This window comes from Peribacillus aracenensis (assembly GCF_025175645.1).
GTDB lineage: Bacteria > Bacillota > Bacilli > Bacillales > DSM-1321 > Peribacillus > Peribacillus aracenensis.
In genome coordinates this window covers 54,226-72,358 of the sequence record NZ_JANZMJ010000016.1, presented here as the reverse complement: position 1 = coordinate 72,358, position 18,133 = coordinate 54,226, and the positions used below count along the sequence as shown (strand labels likewise).

The window sequence follows — 18,133 nt, the reverse complement described above, 5'->3', positions numbered from 1 at the left end:
GATCAAGGGCGCTTCGAAGGACCCTTATTAAAAGGCGGGTGATTGTTTTGTTTTCCTATACCGTACGACGTTTAGGATCTCTCATTCCAGTGTTACTTGGAATGGCATTTATTGTATTCATGATGATTCGGGCGATTCCTGGAAATCCAGCACAGGTGATTTTAGGGCAGCAAGCAACGGAAGAGGCAGTCGCTGCAATGACAAAGGAGCTTGGTCTGGATAAACCTTGGTTCATCCAGTTTTGGGGTTATTTATCAGGCTTGTTAAAGGGAGACCTGGGAGTTTCGTTAAAAACGAATAGTCCGGTTTCCGAGGAAATTGGGCCATACCTAATGGCCACGATAGAACTGGCCTTGATCGCCATGATCATCGCAGTGGTCATAGGCGTGAATGCAGGGATAATATCGGCTTGGTTTCAAAACTCATGGTTTGATTATGTCGCCATGGTGATTGCGTTGATTGGTTTGTCCATGCCTATTTTCTGGCTGGGATTAATGGAGCAATACATCGTTTCAATTCAATGGGATTTACTTCCCACGACAGGGCGGGATAATATCAGGGATCCCGTTGAGGCCATGACCGGCCTGTATTTGATAGATACACTCATAGCTGGCAGGGTTGATCAGTTTTTCGAGGTGATCAAACATCTCATATTGCCGGGGATTGCGCTTGCGACCATACCGATGGCCATTATTGCAAGGATGACACGTTCGTCCATGCTGGAAGTTATGAGATCGGATTTCATCCGTACGGCTCGTGCGAAAGGAATGAGAATGTTTTGGGTTGTTTACAAGCACTCCCTTAAGAATGCCCTAATTCCAGTGGTGACGGTGATCGGCCTGCAGACAGGATTACTTTTAGGCGGAGCCATATTAACGGAAAACATTTTTGGATGGCCAGGTATCGGTACATATATTTATGATGCAATACTATCTCGGGATTATCCGGTGATACAGTCCGGAATTCTCGTCATCGCCTTTTTGTTTGTCATGATTAATCTAGTTGTGGACTTGTTGTATGCAGCGATCGATCCTAGGATTAAGTATAAATAGGGAGGGAAACTCATGCCTGAAATAGCAACGAATACTTCGCCAATCCTTCCTCCAAAAGAGGCAGAGGAAAAGGTCATCTCTCCCTGGAAGGAAGGATGGAGGAGTTTTAGGAAAAATAAGGTAGCCCTTGTGGGTCTGGGGATTGTTGCATTTTTTATCTTAATCGCCATCTTCGCGCCCCTTATTGCACCTTATTCATTTGAGGGGCAAAAGCTAAGTGATAAACATTTGGCTCCGTCTGCAGAGCATTGGTTCGGAACGGATGAATTTGGACGTGATATTTTGAGCAGGGTCATTTATGGCTCGCGCATATCAATAGGGGTCGGCTTCTTATCTGTTGCCGGATCTGTTGTGGTTGGGTCTTTTTTAGGAATCATTGCCGGTTATTACGGCAAGTGGATAGATACGATCATATCGAGGGTCTTTGACATCATTCTGGCCTTTCCAAGTATCTTGCTTGCCATTGCTGTCGTAGCCGTTTTGGGACCTTCCCTTCGCAACGCACTTATTGCCATTGCCATCGTCAATGTCCCGATATTCGGCCGGCTTTTACGTTCACGGGTCTTAACGGTGAAAGAAGAGGAATATGTAACGGCTGCGAAGGCAATTGGAATGGGGGATGGTCGGATTCTCCTTCACCACATCCTTCCGAATAGTCTTGCACCGATCATCGTTCAAGGTACCTTGGCGATTGCAACTGCCATAATTGAGTGTGCAGCACTGGGCTTTCTCGGTCTCGGAGCTCAGCCGCCAGCACCAGAGTGGGGAAAAATGCTTGCCGATTCCAGGGCGTTCATCATTCAGGCACCATGGACGGTTCTTTTCCCTGGCCTTGCGATCATGCTTACGGTACTTGGCTTTAACCTAATGGGGGATGGGCTGCGCGATGCATTGGATCCAAGAATGAAAAACTAGAATTAAAAGGGTGATGTTAGTTTAACATCACCATCTTTTTGTCGTTTATCGTGTAAATCTATCAAAATATGAAAAATAATAACATAAGCCTAGATTGAAATAGGAAAATAGTGACTATTACCCCTTAAAATCACCCCAAAAGTTGTGATACTTTTATACTCAGTAAGAATATTCCAAAAATTGATTATTTTAGAGGAGGAAAGTTCATTGATTAAACGCAGCTTGTCCATTCTAGCAATCTTTCTATTAGTATTTACTGCAAGCGTTTCCGCAGCCAAGCTACCAGACTCCCCGACAGGCTCAGGCGGTGCAGGTAAGAAGAATCAGGAAAGTATTATAAAGCTGAAGAAAAATGATTTGGGGAAGAAGTACAAAAGCAATGAGAAGGTCAGGGTCATCGTAGAGATGAAGGAAGCCCCGGCAATAGAAATAGCTTCGAAAGAAGGGAAACTTTTTAAACAGTTATCTAAAAGTAAGAAACAACAATTAAAGTCCGAAAAGCTAGCTAATCAGAAGAAATTGAAAAAAAAGGTGAAAGAGAAAAAAATAGCTTTCAAGGAACTTGAAAGTTTTACGACAGTCGTAAATGGGTTCAGTGGTGAACTTCAGTATGGTGAAATCAAAAAGGTGGAAGCCATGCCTGAAGTTGCTGAAGTACATATTGCGAATGAATATGAACGTCCTGTAGAAAAACCCGAGATGCTATATAGTAAAGAACTTGTCCAAGCCCAGGAAGCTTGGCGGGAATATGGATATAAAGGGGAAGGGATGGTCGTCGGGATTATCGATACTGGAATCGACCCATCTCACCGTGATATGATCCTGAACGACGAGACTAAGGCTGAGCTGACTGAAAGTGAAATAAGCGGGATAAAGGAATCTAGCCATCTATTAGGCAATTATTATACGGCGAAGGTACCTTATGGATACAATTACATGGATGAAAATGAAGAAATCCTTGACCTTGGTGAAGGGGCTTCCATGCATGGAATGCATGTAGCAGGTACGGCTGGTGCCAATGGAGATGAAGAGAATGGCGGCATTAAAGGGGTTGCTCCTGAAGCCCAGCTCCTTGCTTTAAAGGTCTTCGGGAATGATCCCGACATGCAGACAACATGGGGTGATATATACATTAAGGCGATTGACGATGCCATTATCCTTGGGGCGGATGTGCTGAATATGAGCCTTGGCTCCACTGCAGGTTTTGTATCGGCAGAAGATCCGGAGCAGCAGGCGGTATCCAGGGCTGTTGATAATGGGATCCTCATGTCGATTTCAGCAGGAAACTCGGCGCACTTTGGAAATGGTTTTGCAAACCCATCAGCCTCGAACCCGGATATTGGCGTTTCAGGTTCACCTGGGCTTGCTTACGATTCCGTACAAGTGGCATCGGTAGAGAATAACTATATGGATTTGGATGCAGCGACTTATGATATAAACGGACAAGCAGGTAAAGCTCCGTTCATGTCGGCTTCAAGTGTACACCCCAATGTTTTGAAGGATAAAACACATGACTTGGTGGCTGCAGGACTTGGGAAGCCTGAGGAGCTTTCCAAAGTAGATGTTAAAGGCAAGTTCGCCCTCATCGAGCGCGGTACGCTTTCATTTATAGAAAAGGCGCAAAATGCCCAGGCAGCAGGAGCGACAGGAGTCATCATTTACAATAATGCTGACGGATATATTTCCATGGCTACAGATCCAAGCATCACCATTCCTCAGCTGTTCATGTTGAAATCGGATGGTGCAAAGCTGAAGGCAGCTTTAACGGATGGTGAAAAGGTGAAGGTTACCTTTAATGGTGATAAAACAAAAGCTGTAAATCCAGAAGCAGGGAAAATGAGCTCATTCAGTTCATGGGGAGTCGCACCGAACTTGGATTTCAAACCGGAAATCACTGCTCCGGGCGGACAGATTTATTCGACGCTGAACAACGATGAATATGGAATGATGAGCGGTACTTCAATGGCGGCACCACATGTTTCCGGAGGTTCGGCACTGGTTCTTGAAAGAGTGGATAAAGAATTTAAATTAGAAGGATCTGCCCGGGCTAATTTAGCTAAAAATCTGATGATGAATACTTCAAAACCTTTAACGGATCAGGGTGTCGTCAATAAGGCATTTGACTGGGAAAACCCTTACTCGCCTCGCAGGCAGGGAGCCGGGGTCATGCAGCTGCAATCCGCATTGTCCACACCTGCTGTCGTGACCGAGGCATTCACGAAAGAAGCGAAGGTTGCAATGAAGGAGATCGGCAATAAGTTCGCCTTTACTTTAAAGGTTGAAAACTTCAGCAACAAAGCGGTCAAGTATGATGTAAAAGGAAACATCCAAACGGACTATTCAATCCAGGGACAACTGGGTTATTCCGCTAATGAGCTGGAAGCACAGGAAATTAAGAACGCTACGATTAAAATCAATAATAAAAATACAAATAAGATTACCATTCCTGCAAAAAAATCAGTTACATTCGAAGTGAAAGTGGACATATCCAATGCAAAGGTACTTGGAGATGACCTACAGACTCTTGTAGACATTGACAAGGTCTTTCCAAACGGATATTTTGTTGAAGGGTTCATTTCATTGAAGGATCCAGCCGATACGAATCCGGAACTGAATGTACCGTATGTAGGGTTTAAAGGAGAGTGGGACAAAGCCCCGATCCTGGATGGCACTAAATATGATAAAGAGTCTTTCTATGGAATGGCAGGGGGAGTATCGACTGCAGGAAAAGATTTCACTTATCTCGGCTATGACCCTGCGGGAAAAACATTCAATGGCAAAAATATTGCAATTTCCCCAAATGGTGATGGCGCACAGGATGACTTCGTGCCGGTCCTATCATTCTTAAGGAATGCGAAAAAGGTAGAATACAATATATTGAATGGTGAAAACAAGTCAGTCCGGAAACTTCGCACAGAGAATAATGTACGTAAGGACTATTATGATGGCGGAAAAGGGACAGCATACACCCTGGATCCAGCCCGTAAATGGGACGGTAAAATCAATAATGCACTCGCTAAGGATGGGGTCTATTATTTTGAAATCAAAGCGATGATAGATTACGAGGGTGCTAAATGGCAGACGTTTAAAATGCCCATCAAAATCGATACGGTAAAGCCGACAGTCAAGATTTCGAAAAAGGGCAAAGTATTGACCATCCAAGGTAAGGATAATTTGAATGGTTCAGGGCTTGCTTATTACGATGTGCAAGTCGATGGAGCATCCATCATGAAGGAACCGCTCCCGGCGAATGCGAAACAATTCACCCTGCCTGATGTAAAAGGGGAAAAGGTTCAGGTTGTGGCAATTGACTATGCAGGTAATGAAAAAACGGCTGAAACCGAATTAGCTAGCGATTCGGCTCCGATCGATAATCATGCACCAGCTGTAAAGATCAAGAGTCCTGAAGCCTTGAGCGTGAACAATAAAACTAAAATCAAAATAACTGGAGAAATTGAAGAAGCATCGGAAATAACGGAATTTAAAATCGACAATAAAACGGTACCTGTAACATATAACAAGACGAATAATAAATATCAATTCTCATATGAAAAGAAATTTGTAGATGGTGTCCAAAGCTTCACGGTTAAAGCAACCGATAAATGGGATAACACAGTTTCCTTTAAACGGACGATTATGGTCGATACAACAAAGCCAGGTTTAAAAGTTAAAGGTGTACCGGAAACTGTGGGAGCCAAAGGAAAGAATCCAAAAGTGGACGTGACGGTAGAGGATAATTTCGATGAAATCCGCCTTTACCTGAATGGAAGCGAAGTATTCTATCATGAATTCAAGGAACCATACAAAATGCGTGCCTATAAGAAGAAGATAGAGGATTTGGAGTTGCCGCTTAAAACAGGCAACAACAAGTTTGAATTCAAGGTGACTGATCTTGCAGGAAATGAATCGAAGAAATCCTTTAATATCAATAAAGCTAAAAAATAATGAAAAACAGCCCTCTTATCCAGGAGGGCTGTTTTTGCGTAATCAGATTTCCCAAGTATGGATTTGATGAATGAATTTCTTTAGAAAGGATTATGGAGAAGTTTGCTGCGTTTTCACCGTGCAAATATGGAAATCTATTAGTGAGGAAGTAATTTCATTTTCCGGCAGGTATATGGGATGGGATGAAAGAATTAGGTATAAAGGACCTATTAAAAGGAGGGTATCTATGAATTATAAGAAGAAATCCAGCAATAAAGTTAGTAGTCTCGGAATTAAAGTGAAATTCGAAAGGAAAGGAAGCGACAGCTCATATCTTACAAAACCAAGTTTCTTTGATGCACTTCAGCACGTCCATTCTCCCTTTGAAAAGAATCCCCGCTCAGATTCACCCTATCAGGAATTTCCTCTATGTCAGGAGGTAACCCTTTCTTTTTTTGAAAGAGGTGTTAAAACATCTATTAAATATGATCCCCACCAAGAAAAAATCATCATTGAGGAAAGTTCAGAGACATATCAGCCGAATAAGGGTGAGGCTCTTACTGCAATCCTCGATCATATCATGATCAATCATGGCTATCACCATTCTTTTTTCATCATCCAGCAAAAAGGGCGGAACGTAAAAATGAAAGCTGCCAATCCGTAATATCATCTTCTGGAACTGCAGGACATTAATAGGTTACTTTACCCAATAAGAATGGAGCTGCCGCGAACAGCTCCTCGACATGATGAGCGTCTCCTATCATTCAAAATGTCAAACCATCCGCCGAATGATCTTTGAAAGGGTTTGGATGCCATAAGCTAATTGATCCTTCGAAGCGTATGAATAGGAAAGCCGTATATGTGTATGGTTATTTGGTTCGTATATGTATCCCGGATTAAGAAGTATGTTCTCCTTTATAGCTAGCTTGAAAAGGTTTGGATTCACGATGGGTTTACATAATTTTAACCATATATAAAATCCGCCTTGAGGTATTTGCCATTCAGCCAGTCCCTTAAAATATTGATCGAGAAGGGTCAATGTAAAATCTCTGCGATCTATCAGCTCATGCCTTAGCCACTCTAAATGCCTTGAATATTGACCATTTGCTAACCATTCTGCCACAAGGTGTTGGGAAAGGGCACTGGAACCGTAATCCATTTGCATTTTAATGTCCGCTAAACGTTCAATTACAGTTATCGGGCCAGCAATCCATCCGATACGCAATCCGGGGCTCAATGTTTTGGACATACTGCCAATGTGCAATACAAGGCCATCTGCATCAAGGGATTTTAAAGGAGGCGGCGGTTCCTTTTCAAACCACAAATCACTATATACGTCATCTTCAATAATCGGAATCTGTTCTTTTTTGCACAGTGATAGGAGGTTTAGTCTTTCTTCTTTTGTCCATGTAGTATTTGTTGGATTGTTAAACGTTGGAACAGTATAAAATAGTGACGCTTTCTTCCTTCCATTGATGCGCTTTATTTGTGTCGGAATACTTTCCCTGCCTTGTATTGATAAACCTACTAATTGCATGCCCGCAGATTGAAAAGGGTGAACGGAATTTAAATAGGAAGGGGATTCATGTAAAATCAACGATCCCCTTTGAAGTAAACCAACTGAAATCAACTGGAGTGCCTGGAGCCCGCCAGAAACGACCATGAGGGAGCTGGGACTTGCGTTGATCCCTTTTGTTTCTAAATAAACACTTATACATTGGCGAAGTCTCTTATCACCCTTTGGTTCGGAATAACCTAATGAGTGGGCATCAAAAGAAGTGGATCGCAACGTCTTTTCGATTTGTTTTGTAGGCAATAGAGCTGGAGATAGTTCGCCCGTCCCCAATCTGATGATGGCGGTATCCGTTTCATACTGATTAATGTCCTGAATCGTTTTTAAATTGGGCTCATGAAGGCCATTCCGGACATAGTTTTTCCAGTCGGGCTGTTTGCTGGAGACGAGCACATTCCATGTATTATTTGAAACGAATGTGCCGGATCCAATCTTAGTTTCCAATAATCCGTCTGCAATCAACTCATCTATGGCTGTGATGAGGGTACTTCGGTTTACACCAAATGAGTCGGCCAATGAGCGTTGTGATGGAAGCTTAGTACCAACCGGCCATTCACCTCGTGTAATTTGTTGTTTGACCCAATCCGCTATTTGTTGGTGAAGTGATTGGTCGGAAGCCCGGTTTGGTCTCCATTCGATGAACATGCGAAAACCACTCCTTTCATGTTCTATATTCATTATAAATTGGTTGGTTTGAAAACCAACCAATTGGATGGTTAATTCCTTTGTTGTTTTCATTATACTGAATATGAGGGGAGGGGGTATTCGTATGGGGCCATTTTTTCATGGATTATTATTGGCATTAGGGCTGATACTTCCGTTGGGAGTTCAAAATGTATTCATCTTTAATCAAGGTGCAATCCAACCTACAATAAAAAAAGCATTGCCAGCAACGATCACAGCTGCAATTTGTGATACAGTGCTCATTCTGTTAGCTATTTTAGGTGTTTCGTTGGTTGTGATGCAATATGATTGGTTGCGCCTTACATTAATCATAATCGGAGTTATATTTTTATTGTATATGGGTTTTCAGATTTGGTTTGCCAAACCGAATTCACAGTCAGGTGCCCAATCCATGCAGATGTCGGCCAAAAAGCAAATTGTGTTTACTTTATCAGTCTCGTTACTGAATCCGCATGCAATCTTGGACACGATAGGTGTAATCGGTTCGAGCTCCCTTGTTTATTCTGGGAAAGATAAAATGATATTCACCATAACGTGCATCTTTGTGTCATGGTGCTGGTTCCAAGGATTATGTCTTGCGGGGCGATTGCTGAAAAAGGTTGATACATCCGGGAAATTCCTTGGAATATTAAATAAAATTTCTGCAATCATCATTTGGATCACAGCTCTCTATATGGTGAAATCGCTTTTTTGAATCAGATAAACGTATTCGAACCAGGATTTAAAGTTACAGGACGCTTATGTATAAAAAAAGGGGAATGCATATCATATATGCATTCTCCCTTTTTTTGTCCTGATAAGCTGACGGCCGCCCTCATTCATCTTCATATCGTGAGAGTGGGTTATTGAAGAGCAACCAAGTCCTTGATCTCCTCTGTGGAAAGTTCGGTGATCCAGTTGTCACTGCTGATGATCTCGTCGTTCAGGGCTTGCTTTTTATCAAGCATCTGGTCGATTTTTTCTTCCAGGGTCCCTGTGCAGATTAGCTTATGAACGTGAACGAAACGCTGTTGCCCTATTCGGTAAGCACGATCGGTGGCTTGATTCTCAACAGCCGGGTTCCACCAGCGATCATAGTGAATCACGTGGTTAGCTTCTGTAAGATTAAGTCCAGTGCCTCCTGCCTTCAACGAGAGTATGAAGATGGGGAATTCCCCATCTTGGAAACGGGTGATCATATCATCACGCTGTTTCTTGTTCGCACTCCCGTTCAGGAATGGCACTTCAAAGCCATATCGTTTTTCCAGCAATTCTTTAATCATATTGCCCATCCCGATATATTGTGTGAAAATGAGACAGCTTTCATCCTGTTCGCGGACAGCATCGATAATCTCGGTCAGTTTCTCGAGTTTACCTGATCGGTTAGGTGCCTTCATGATGTTTTCCTTCTCCGTCTCTTTTAAGTAAAGAGCTGGATGATTGCAAAGCTGCTTGAGCTTATTCAGCATCTGGAGGATGATGCCTTTTCTTTCAAAGGCAGACAGTTGTTCGATATCAGTGAATGTATCTTTTATCAGTTGTTCATACAACGATGCTTGCTCGGTGGTAAGCGGAACGAATTCCTTTTGTTCTTGCTTATCCGGAAGATTAAGGGCGACTTCTTTATCGCGTTTTGTACGGCGAAGCAAGAAGGGCTGTATCAAACGCTGCAATTCCTTGATTTTATCCTTCTGTTCATCACGCTCAATGGTCGCCACATATTTTTCCTGAAACTGACCTAGCGTTCCGAGATAACCTTTGTTGATGAAGTCGAAAATCGCCCACAGCTCACTTAAACGGTTTTCCATCGGCGTACCCGATAAGGCGATATGATGTCTGCCGTTTAGCTTGCGGACCGCTTTGGATTGCTTTGTTTGGGCATTCTTGATGTTTTGCGCTTCATCAAGGATAACGCTGCTCCAATGGATGGTGGTCAGTTCAGCCACATCTTGGTGGGTCAGTCCATATGATGTTAAGACAATATCATGATCGGCTGCCAGTTTAGTAAATGCTTCACCTTTAGCACGATTCGATCCGTAATGAAGGTGAACTTTAAGTGATGGTGCGAATTTCTCCAATTCCTTTTGCCAGTTGCCCAGGACCGATGTCGGGCAGACGATGAGCGCCGATTGTACAGAGACGGATTCGGGGGCAGTGGCAATGATCTCAGCCTCATCACTGCTCTCTGTGCTGCTATCCTCTTCAACAATGATCGGTTCACTTTTTTGTTTATCCCTGGGGGCAGTGGGGAGCTCTTTACCGGCTCCTTCCTTGCCTTTCACATGAAGTAGGTAGGCGATCATCTGGACGGTTTTTCCAAGTCCCATATCGTCGGCTAGACAAGCACCAAAACCATGCTCCCTTAAAAAAAGGAGCCAGCTCATGCCCAGTTTTTGATAGGGGCGTAAATCACCTTGAAGTGCATTAGGGACTGGCAGGATGGAAATGTTTTTGGTTTCCCGGAGTCTTCCAACCATTTTACGGAGCTCCTGGTTCAATTCAAATTGAATCCTGAGCATCTCGTCGTTTTCAGAATCGTCATCGCCATCTTCATTTATGCCATTCAACAGTTCCTGTTGCAGCAAGTCAGTCAATTGGATGCCTTTTTCATTAGCTGTTTCCATCAGCTCCTGAATTTGTTTAATGAAAGCTGGATCAAGCTTGACCCATTGGCCGCGGATGAAGACAAGCCGCCTTTTTTCATTGACGAGCTCCTCAAACTCGGCCTCGGTGAGCTCTTTGCCATTTAATGAGAACCGCCAATCAAAGTCCATTAAAGCTTTTAACCCGACATAAGACGGGCCGCGGTTCGATTGGCTCTTCACTTTCGCCTTGACCTTCAATGAGGACTCCTTCAAGGCAAGCCACCACGATGGAAGGAGAATTTCGACGCCAAGAAACAGGAGCTTTTCGCTTGCATCGGTCAAGAATTCCCATGCATCCGTTTCCGAAATTTCCCTTTTCAGACGGCCATTTTCCCCAAGCCATGGCACGACGAGCTGCCAGCGTTTCGTAGCACGCACCACTTCACTTGCATACTTATTCCAGCCGCGCGGCAGTTTTTTTCCTGTATATGTTTCAATGATATTCTCATCCCTTTTTGAACGAAGGGTAACATCGAGTATCCAAGGCCCATTGCCATCAGGAGGCTCAGTTAAGCGGAGACCTATAGTGAATGGCTTGGGATCAGGAACGGTACCGAGCCATTCCTGCCAGCTGTCTTTGTCAAAAAAGGCTTGCAATTCTTCGGGAGAAAGTCGTGTATCCTTTAATGCCCCGACGGCCTCGCTCCATTTATGCTGCATGGGTGAATAGTTTTTTAAATACATATTAGCGGCACCGTTATACCACTTTTCGATAAAAGTACGGTTGGTTTCCAGCTCAGGTGAAGGGAGATCCAAAGATATTTCTTCTTCCCAAAAGGAAGGGACGAATTCCTCTTCCACTTCTTCCGGCAGCTTCCAGCCGATGGAGTCCAACTGAAGATTAGTGAAATCCGGTACGGGGATTCCGGCTTCAATGGATTCATGTAGAACGGGCGCTGCTGAAAGGCAGAGGGAGGATAACTCGGACCATTCCCATTCTATGAAGGAGTTAAAGCTTTCCCTGGCAAAAAAGTTGAGAAGTCCCCAAGCGTCAAGAATGAATACTTGATTTCCATCCACTATATCCGTAGTCATTTTGGTACCATAAAAGCTTGCGTCATCCCAGTTGAATAACAGCCTGCGTATATAATTCGTAGTGAGGAAGGTATTCTCTTCATTGACGACACCAAGGGCGTAGGTTCCGTTTTCGAGAGCCGCTATTTTGATTTTTAATTTCCCTGGATTAAACATCGATAAGCTTACCCCTTTTTAGTTCTTCTTGGAAAGCGCGAAGCCGTTTGGTTGAATCTGCTACATAAAGTATATAACGATCGAATACGTCTTCCTTTTTGCTCTTTTTATAGATGGTGCGCATCCTTTTCAAATAACGGACAGCTTGCTTATAAGCAGGCCGGTTTTTCAAAGAAACCTTTTCCTGGACCGCATGATAATAAAGGGGCAGGATTAGTTCCGGTTCTTTTGAAACCACTTCTTTGATGGATTCACTGCTGATTAAGTCAATGCTGATTTCCGAGTAAATATGCATCTCCACCCATTTTTTATATTGTCCTTGTTCAAAAAGGAAATTTGCATAGTTCCAATAGCTGTGCGGAAGGGTGGCCCTGTAAAATTTCTCAAGCAAATCGGTCCGTTTTAATTTATAACAGCAACTATTAATTAAAGTCGTGAACGTTCGGACGAAATCTACCCGCTTGTAATAATCGGATAAACCGGCAAGGAATTCCTGGACATTATGATTGATGAATTCAATGAAAGGGATGGCACGTGACCGGTTGTCAGATTCAGCCAGGAGATTCAGCCAATAAAAAATGTATGGACAGGCTTCCTTCTTCAATTCATGAAGAAGCTCAATCGCTTGTTTATCATGGTTCTCCAAAAGGGATAGGTGAATGGCTGCGAGGGAATAGGACGTCCTCTCTGTAGTGCCCATATACTTGTCGGGAAGTTCCTTATTGATTCGTTCCAGTTCCTCTTTACGCCATGAGGAGTTGGAGAACAAGTAGCTCCATATCTCCCGGTAGAGGTCAATCTTTTCGTATTCCAGGCCTTCTCCTCCATCCAGTAGTTTAGCTACATCTTCCTTGATGCTGAAAACGAAGGGATCAAAGGCGAAGGGCCTCGCTTGCCTGCTAAGCGGCTGTACCGATTCATGCAGCTCTTCTGCCAGGTCGACGGCAAGTGCATAAAAGACCCTGATCGTTTGAGTCTCACTTTTATGCAGCTGAATAACTCTCAGTGTCTGCTGCATCGTGCAAAATTGCGTAACGAAATGATAAAGCAACTTCCATTCCCTTTCCATTGGAGCTTTTGAGCTTAAGCGTTTAAAGTAAGTTTGTATATGATTTTCAATCATATAAGTAGCCTCGCCTATATGAGGCTCGATATGTTCCGAAAAGGCATCATGGACGAATTGCTTCCATGATGGGTAGCTTTTATCTAAGGTGATGGAATTCCCCGCCGCCTGCTTAAGTAATTCACTTGCCCGTTTAACCTGCTGCAGTGCTTGGGCAGTTGAGGTGTTTTTTGGCGCTTTCCATTCACTCAGCCATTCGGAAACACTAGCGTGTTCAGAATATGCAGAAAAGAAAACGGCCATTTGATGCCGGCATATGAACCTTGAATCACATGTACAGCTTCCATCCTGAGGGAAGAGCAGATTCAGCCTGGCCTTAAAGCGTGTCCCATCCTGTACCTCAGCCGCAATCGTGTCCGCCGCTTCTTCTTTAATATCAACGAGCCCCTGACGGTATAACTGGAGCCCTTGATTCACCACATCCGAATCTTCCGGATCCCCGGCCTCCAAAAATTCCGCCAGCCGCTCCCCAACTAACAACAACTCCCGCTCCATACTCTCCTCCTTCAGGGACAAGCCCTGTTTACCAAAATTTATATTTTTTGTATGATCATGAACCATCAGTTCTTTAACATATCGTAATCCTGCCCTTGGTTATTCTTGGGCCTTGCATATATTACATCCCGAGATTGATTGGCGGGCTTTTTCCATGGCCGTTCTCTTTACGTTCTAATCCAGTTAATCGAACAAGGCATCACTGCTTCTAGCCGTATATTCATAATAACCCTGTAAAAGTCAATATCGTCAAAAATCCCCTTGAATATAAGCGGTTCGGATATAAACAGGAATAACTGGCATTAACATTAACCATGCCTGAAATCCTTCATCCTCATCACGCTTCACAAAACTAATTGATGAGGGGCGGAAACCTTTTTTAAAGGTGCGTTTTTTGAAGCATCTCTTTATTATACTTCATTTTGGCTTGGAATTTAAAATGTTGAATGGAGGTTTTGAAAATGATACGTGTGAAATTATACATATTCCTGATGAATGGCTCAGTTTGCAGGCAAATGGGGTTCTCTATAAAAGTTAATACAAAGTTGACTGGAGAGGGAGCTGGAGGCAACGTTCAAATTGTACATTCCTAAAAAAAATGTAGAAAAACTCGACTTTCATCGAGTTTGCCAGTCTGGAGCCATTCCCGAGGGAATGGCCAAAAATATAGAATTAGTTTATTTTCATTTCGTTCTTCCAACTATCCAACTTTTTGTTGATGAATGTAACAAAGGTATGATTTTTTTGTAAATCGAATAGAAACGCTGACTTTTCCAAGTACTCTTTTGCCTCTTCAAAGTTACCTATAAGTTCAAAATTGTAACCCAAATGGTAGTGTAAATCAGCTAAAGCATATAATTGATCATGTTCGAGGCACCACTTTATGGCATCTTGGCAGCAGGCAATGGACTCTTCGTATCGGACCAGGCGTGTTAACACTCTGCCAAAATTATAGGATAGGCGTGTCTTTAGCGTTTTATCCGTCAAAAAGGGTAGGGCTTTCAAGTGATCCAAAGCTTTCCTTAACAAGGCAAATGCATTTTCGTACTGTTCTTCGGCAACATACATTACACCAAGGCTGCTTAAGATTTCAAGCTCCCGTTCAGAATATATTTTGTCGGTCGTATGAGTAATGGCGATGGCCTGATTAATGAATTCGATGGCTTTATCTAAATCTTTATTTTTTTCATATTCGTATATTCCCTTGTGCCAAAGAATCAATTGATGATTCTTTTTATTCTGAAGAAAGAGGGGACTGTTTTCCTCAGCCTTTACAATTTGCTGCATTTCCTCGTAATTACGGGTTCTCCTGGCTATTTTTAATTGATAAATCACTTCTTCAACGTAATCCAGCCTAGGGGTCATTCCAATATCGAAAAAATAGTTTACATCAACGCCTAAACGTTGGGAAATTAAGTAGAGGGTGGATGCATATGGATAGACATCGCCTTTTTCAATCTTGCTTATCTGTGCTTGTGTACAAATACCGGATGCCAACTCTTCCTGGGAAAGCCCGATTTGTTTACGTAGCTCTTTGATCTTTTGTCCAACTGCAAAAAAATCCATTTTGATTCTCCTTAAAATATGCCTAGAGTTATATTTTGTCATGAAAAATCGGTGAAAGCGGTATGTACAGGTCCTGAACGGTTTAAATAGAATCTTTAGTCGAAATATATGGTTTTTAGAAGTGTGGTTAAATATAACTATAGAATTAATTTCTATTTTAACCAATATTTTTTTAAAAGAAAAGGAGGAATGACCTATGAAAAAAAGTACTAAAGCATTAGTCGTATCTTTTCTTATCATCGCTGCTTTTGTTATTGTCCCAAGCGAATTACCAGGCCTTTACGCAGAACTTCCAGGTTTATATAAATAAGTAATGGAGCATCCCTTCAATCATTCAAGCATCTTCATTAGAAGATGTTTTTTTTATTATTAAATGATTATTCTTTTGCGCATATTCCTGTAGTTATAATTATCTATGAATGGGGGGTGTAAGATTCATTTGGTAGGTGCGGAAGAAACGTGAGCGTAGTTTGTAACGCCTATTTCCCTTTAATGATTTTGTTATAGTGTAAATAACAAAACGGAGAGAGGTGTAAGGTTAATGATGGATATTAATATGAAGATTCAGCCCTCTTTTTACGATGATGAATGTGCCATTGTGTTTTCTTTTTATTTTGATAAGGCCACCAGGAATATTGGTGAAGCAGTGGTATACACATGCAAAAAGTCAGATCAAAAAGAATACAGCCAAGATCATATAGATACAGATATACAAGAAAAAATCGCTTATATTAAAGAGTTTTCCATTGCAGATGAATATCAGGCAACCTCGATGAAGAAAATCAAACATTTTTTGAATGTAATCGGTATCAAGAAATGTGTAAAGCACAACCTTAAGGGAAATGAAATCGCATTTTAAACGATAAAAACTCATGACATACAACCCGTCATGAGTTTTTACCATTTAAATGAGAGTTTTGAGTATTCATCTTCTTTTTGATGAAATCGCTCATTTGCTTCCGTTCACTTGGTTTAGCGTTATTTGTTCTTTCAAAAAATTTAAAGTGTTGTTTATTGCTATCGGATTTCATGATGTCTCTCCTTTGCTTTTTTTTATTTACCCGTTTCTCATTAGTTAAAACATGATTTTCATGATAAAGAGAAAAAATAATGAACAAAAAATTTACATAATTATTCCTATAGTTATATTTTCTTCTGCGAATCACTGTATATAAGGATTAATAGGGTAATAACAAGTTGTATTGCCTGAATATGGAGGAATTTCGTGTTTTCTCATACTTTAAATAAATGCTAAAATGACCCGAATATCGGATTTTTCATTAGAAACATCAGTTTCTAGTACCCTAAAGTGAAGAGGGTTGAAGAACTCTTTTCGATGGCCCCCGAGGACTTGCTTGGGGGATTTTTTTATTTGGGCAATTTGTCCACTTTATTTCTATAATATGTTTCGTTTTGTTTGTCTATACATGGGTAATTATAAGAAATAAGATGAATTAAACCTTTTTTTCAGCAGTTTAATCGGAGGAATATATTATATGTATGTGAAAATGAAAAATGATCCCATTAAGCGAACTTTCCAGCAGTACATTTTTCCATTTGCGCTTGAAGGAAAGATGATTGAAAAGTTTGTGGAAAAGTTGTTTAAGGACAATTTCGTTTTTTTGAATTTGAAAGATATGGAACAAGAAAATCAATATTACGGTGGCCATAATGTTTCTCACCGTAAATTGGAAAAGTATTTCATGCCTTACATCGAGCCGATTTTATTTCCAGGCAATGCAAAACAGAAGGAAGGCTTGCGTCGTTTTACGAAAAAACTGGATATTGATTGTACCTTCGAATCACCCTATCTAAATACCCCATTTATTATCAACTCTATAGATATTTTCATATGCCCATTTCATATTGGCATGATGAACCTTCGCATTACTTTGCCTGAGGGGCTTTCTTATGATGATGTGCTCTATTTTGGCGATACATTCCGAATCCTCGAACCGATCGCTGATGATGAAGAAAAAACGAAAGTAAGCTGTCGGGAAAATCAGTATGAACAGGTGAAGGATTTCATTTTCAATGAACTATTGCCGCCAATTGAGGAATATATGGATGAAGAACAAAGCAACCCTACATATTTTGGAAGTTTACCCTTCTTCATCGATGAAAGAATGTACGTGATCAGTTATACTGCATTCCCTGAGAATCGTGATATTACTAAAAATGATTTATTCCGCATCAGTGAGCTGAACGGGTATGACAATGATGGTGAGCCATATATAGGCGCATTAAACCCCGATTATATAGACAAGTATTATCAAGAAAGGGTATACGACAGGTGGGGCAAGGAAACCTATTATATAACTAGCATGTATCATTTTGCGTGTGTCACGAAAGCTAAAGGTAAACTGGAGCAGGAACTGGCAAGCGAAATGTATGGCCAGCATTTTTATACAGTGTTGCTTTTCTTCTATTATAAAATCGTACTGCTAAAATTGTCCCATGAACATTCCAAGATAGATGTGGAAAAAGATCAGACGAATACGGAACAGCTGATTTTCATGATCACTCAGTTTTCTGCAAAGTACTTATTCACTGAAGTTAATAGTACGTCAATCGGTAAAGAGCTATTCAAAAAAACGGATGAAGCCTTCAGGATTGCCGCTCTCTACAAGGAAGTGAAGGAAACACTTTCCTATCTTTATCAAAATCAGGATAAACTGTCTGGGAAAAGCAGTAATTATCTCTTGCAAATACTAACGATCTATACGGTGGTTTCCGGGATATTCGGAATGAATCTATATATTGAAGATTGGAAAGGGAAATTGCCGTGGAAAGCTTATATGGATTACACCCTATACGAATGGGTAGCTGTCATTGTTACGACAAGCGGTCTGGTCATCTCGGCCATCTTGGGCTTTTTCTTTTTGAAAAAATGGCTGCAAGAGAAAAAAAGCCGAAAAAAAAGAATGCTTTAATATAAAAGTCCTGTACACTATGTACAGGACTTTTGTTTTAGAAAAAACATGGT

The 18,133-nt window shown here is 41.6% G+C and carries 12 protein-coding genes; 7 read left to right on the top strand and 5 right to left on the bottom strand.

Going from position 1 to position 18,133, the window contains the following annotated elements; all coding sequences use genetic code 11:
- Positions 1-47 precede the first annotated feature (47 nt).
- The 4 genes from N0M92_RS16605 to N0M92_RS16590 all read left to right on the top strand — a co-directional run bounded on the left by N0M92_RS16605 (position 48) and on the right by N0M92_RS16590 (position 6,555).
- Complete coding sequence (locus N0M92_RS16605; RefSeq protein WP_260286832.1) at positions 48-1,052, top strand: ABC transporter permease; 1,005 nt, start codon at positions 48-50, stop codon at positions 1,050-1,052.
- Positions 1,053-1,064: 12 nt separating this feature from the next.
- Positions 1,065-1,967 (top strand): ABC transporter permease, encoded by a 903-nt coding sequence (locus N0M92_RS16600; protein ID WP_260286831.1) that lies wholly within the window; start codon positions 1,065-1,067, stop codon positions 1,965-1,967.
- Positions 1,968-2,174: 207 nt separating this feature from the next.
- Positions 2,175-5,912 (top strand): S8 family serine peptidase, encoded by a 3,738-nt coding sequence (locus N0M92_RS16595; RefSeq protein ID WP_260286830.1) that lies wholly within the window; start codon positions 2,175-2,177, stop codon positions 5,910-5,912.
- A 226-nt stretch (positions 5,913-6,138) separates the two neighbouring features.
- The gene (locus N0M92_RS16590; protein WP_260286827.1) at positions 6,139-6,555 is read left to right on the top strand and encodes a hypothetical protein; all 417 of its coding nucleotides are present in this window, start codon (positions 6,139-6,141) and stop codon (positions 6,553-6,555) included.
- Between the two features lie 108 nt (positions 6,556-6,663).
- Here N0M92_RS16590 and N0M92_RS16585 read toward each other — a convergent pair whose 3' ends face one another.
- The gene (locus N0M92_RS16585) at positions 6,664-8,109 is read right to left on the bottom strand and encodes an aminotransferase-like domain-containing protein (protein ID WP_260286825.1); all 1,446 of its coding nucleotides are present in this window, start codon (positions 8,107-8,109) and stop codon (positions 6,664-6,666) included.
- A gap of 124 nt (positions 8,110-8,233) precedes the next feature.
- On the opposite strand from N0M92_RS16585, the gene N0M92_RS16580 reads away from it, so the two are divergent.
- Positions 8,234-8,842 (top strand): LysE/ArgO family amino acid transporter, encoded by a 609-nt coding sequence (locus N0M92_RS16580; protein WP_260286824.1) that lies wholly within the window; start codon positions 8,234-8,236, stop codon positions 8,840-8,842.
- A gap of 148 nt (positions 8,843-8,990) precedes the next feature.
- On the opposite strand, the gene N0M92_RS16575 is transcribed toward N0M92_RS16580, so the two are convergent.
- From N0M92_RS16575 to N0M92_RS16565, 3 genes are all read right to left on the bottom strand, one after another.
- Positions 8,991-11,963, bottom strand: coding sequence for a DEAD/DEAH box helicase (locus tag N0M92_RS16575; protein ID WP_260286823.1), 2,973 nt, complete (start codon positions 11,961-11,963; stop codon positions 8,991-8,993).
- Positions 11,956-13,581 carry a hypothetical protein gene (locus N0M92_RS16570; RefSeq protein WP_260286817.1) on the bottom strand — a complete coding sequence of 542 codons (1,626 nt, stop codon included), beginning with the start codon at positions 13,579-13,581 and terminating at the stop codon, positions 11,956-11,958. The genes N0M92_RS16575 and N0M92_RS16570 overlap by 8 nt, the downstream gene beginning before the upstream one ends.
- Positions 13,582-14,253: 672 nt before the next feature.
- The gene (locus tag N0M92_RS16565; RefSeq protein ID WP_192207223.1) at positions 14,254-15,147 is read right to left on the bottom strand and encodes a helix-turn-helix domain-containing protein; all 894 of its coding nucleotides are present in this window, start codon (positions 15,145-15,147) and stop codon (positions 14,254-14,256) included.
- A gap of 541 nt (positions 15,148-15,688) precedes the next feature.
- Between N0M92_RS16565 and N0M92_RS16560 the strand changes: the two genes are divergently transcribed.
- Positions 15,689-16,006: a hypothetical protein gene (locus N0M92_RS16560; RefSeq protein WP_192207222.1), complete on the top strand. Its 318-nt coding sequence runs from the start codon at positions 15,689-15,691 to the stop codon at positions 16,004-16,006.
- A 28-nt stretch (positions 16,007-16,034) separates the two neighbouring features.
- On the opposite strand, the gene N0M92_RS16555 is transcribed toward N0M92_RS16560, so the two are convergent.
- Positions 16,035-16,178, bottom strand: coding sequence for a hypothetical protein (locus N0M92_RS16555; protein ID WP_260286816.1), 144 nt, complete (start codon positions 16,176-16,178; stop codon positions 16,035-16,037).
- A 465-nt stretch (positions 16,179-16,643) separates the two neighbouring features.
- Between N0M92_RS16555 and N0M92_RS16550 the strand changes: the two genes are divergently transcribed.
- A complete protein-coding gene (locus N0M92_RS16550; RefSeq protein WP_260286815.1) occupies positions 16,644-18,080 on the top strand; it encodes a magnesium transporter CorA family protein in 1,437 nt (478 codons plus the stop codon).
- Positions 18,081-18,133 lie beyond the last annotated feature (53 nt).

Bases quoted from the DNA above. Each gene is read 5' to 3' on its own strand.
- N0M92_RS16600 (WP_260286831.1), top strand. From the start codon at position 1,065: ATGCCTGAAATAGCAACGAATACTTCGCCAATCCTTCCTCCAAAAGAG.
- N0M92_RS16590 (WP_260286827.1), top strand. From the start codon at position 6,139: ATGAATTATAAGAAGAAATCCAGCAATAAAGTTAGTAGTCTCGGAATT.
- N0M92_RS16585 (WP_260286825.1), bottom strand. From the start codon at position 8,109: ATGTTCATCGAATGGAGACCAAACCGGGCTTCCGACCAATCACTTCAC.
- N0M92_RS16580 (WP_260286824.1), top strand. From the start codon at position 8,234: ATGGGGCCATTTTTTCATGGATTATTATTGGCATTAGGGCTGATACTT.
- N0M92_RS16575 (WP_260286823.1), bottom strand. From the start codon at position 11,963: ATGTTTAATCCAGGGAAATTAAAAATCAAAATAGCGGCTCTCGAAAAC.
- N0M92_RS16570 (WP_260286817.1), bottom strand. From the start codon at position 13,581: ATGGAGCGGGAGTTGTTGTTAGTTGGGGAGCGGCTGGCGGAATTTTTG.
- N0M92_RS16565 (WP_192207223.1), bottom strand. From the start codon at position 15,147: ATGGATTTTTTTGCAGTTGGACAAAAGATCAAAGAGCTACGTAAACAA.
- N0M92_RS16560 (WP_192207222.1), top strand. From the start codon at position 15,689: ATGATGGATATTAATATGAAGATTCAGCCCTCTTTTTACGATGATGAA.
- N0M92_RS16555 (WP_260286816.1), bottom strand. From the start codon at position 16,178: ATGAAATCCGATAGCAATAAACAACACTTTAAATTTTTTGAAAGAACA.
- N0M92_RS16550 (WP_260286815.1), top strand. From the start codon at position 16,644: ATGTATGTGAAAATGAAAAATGATCCCATTAAGCGAACTTTCCAGCAG.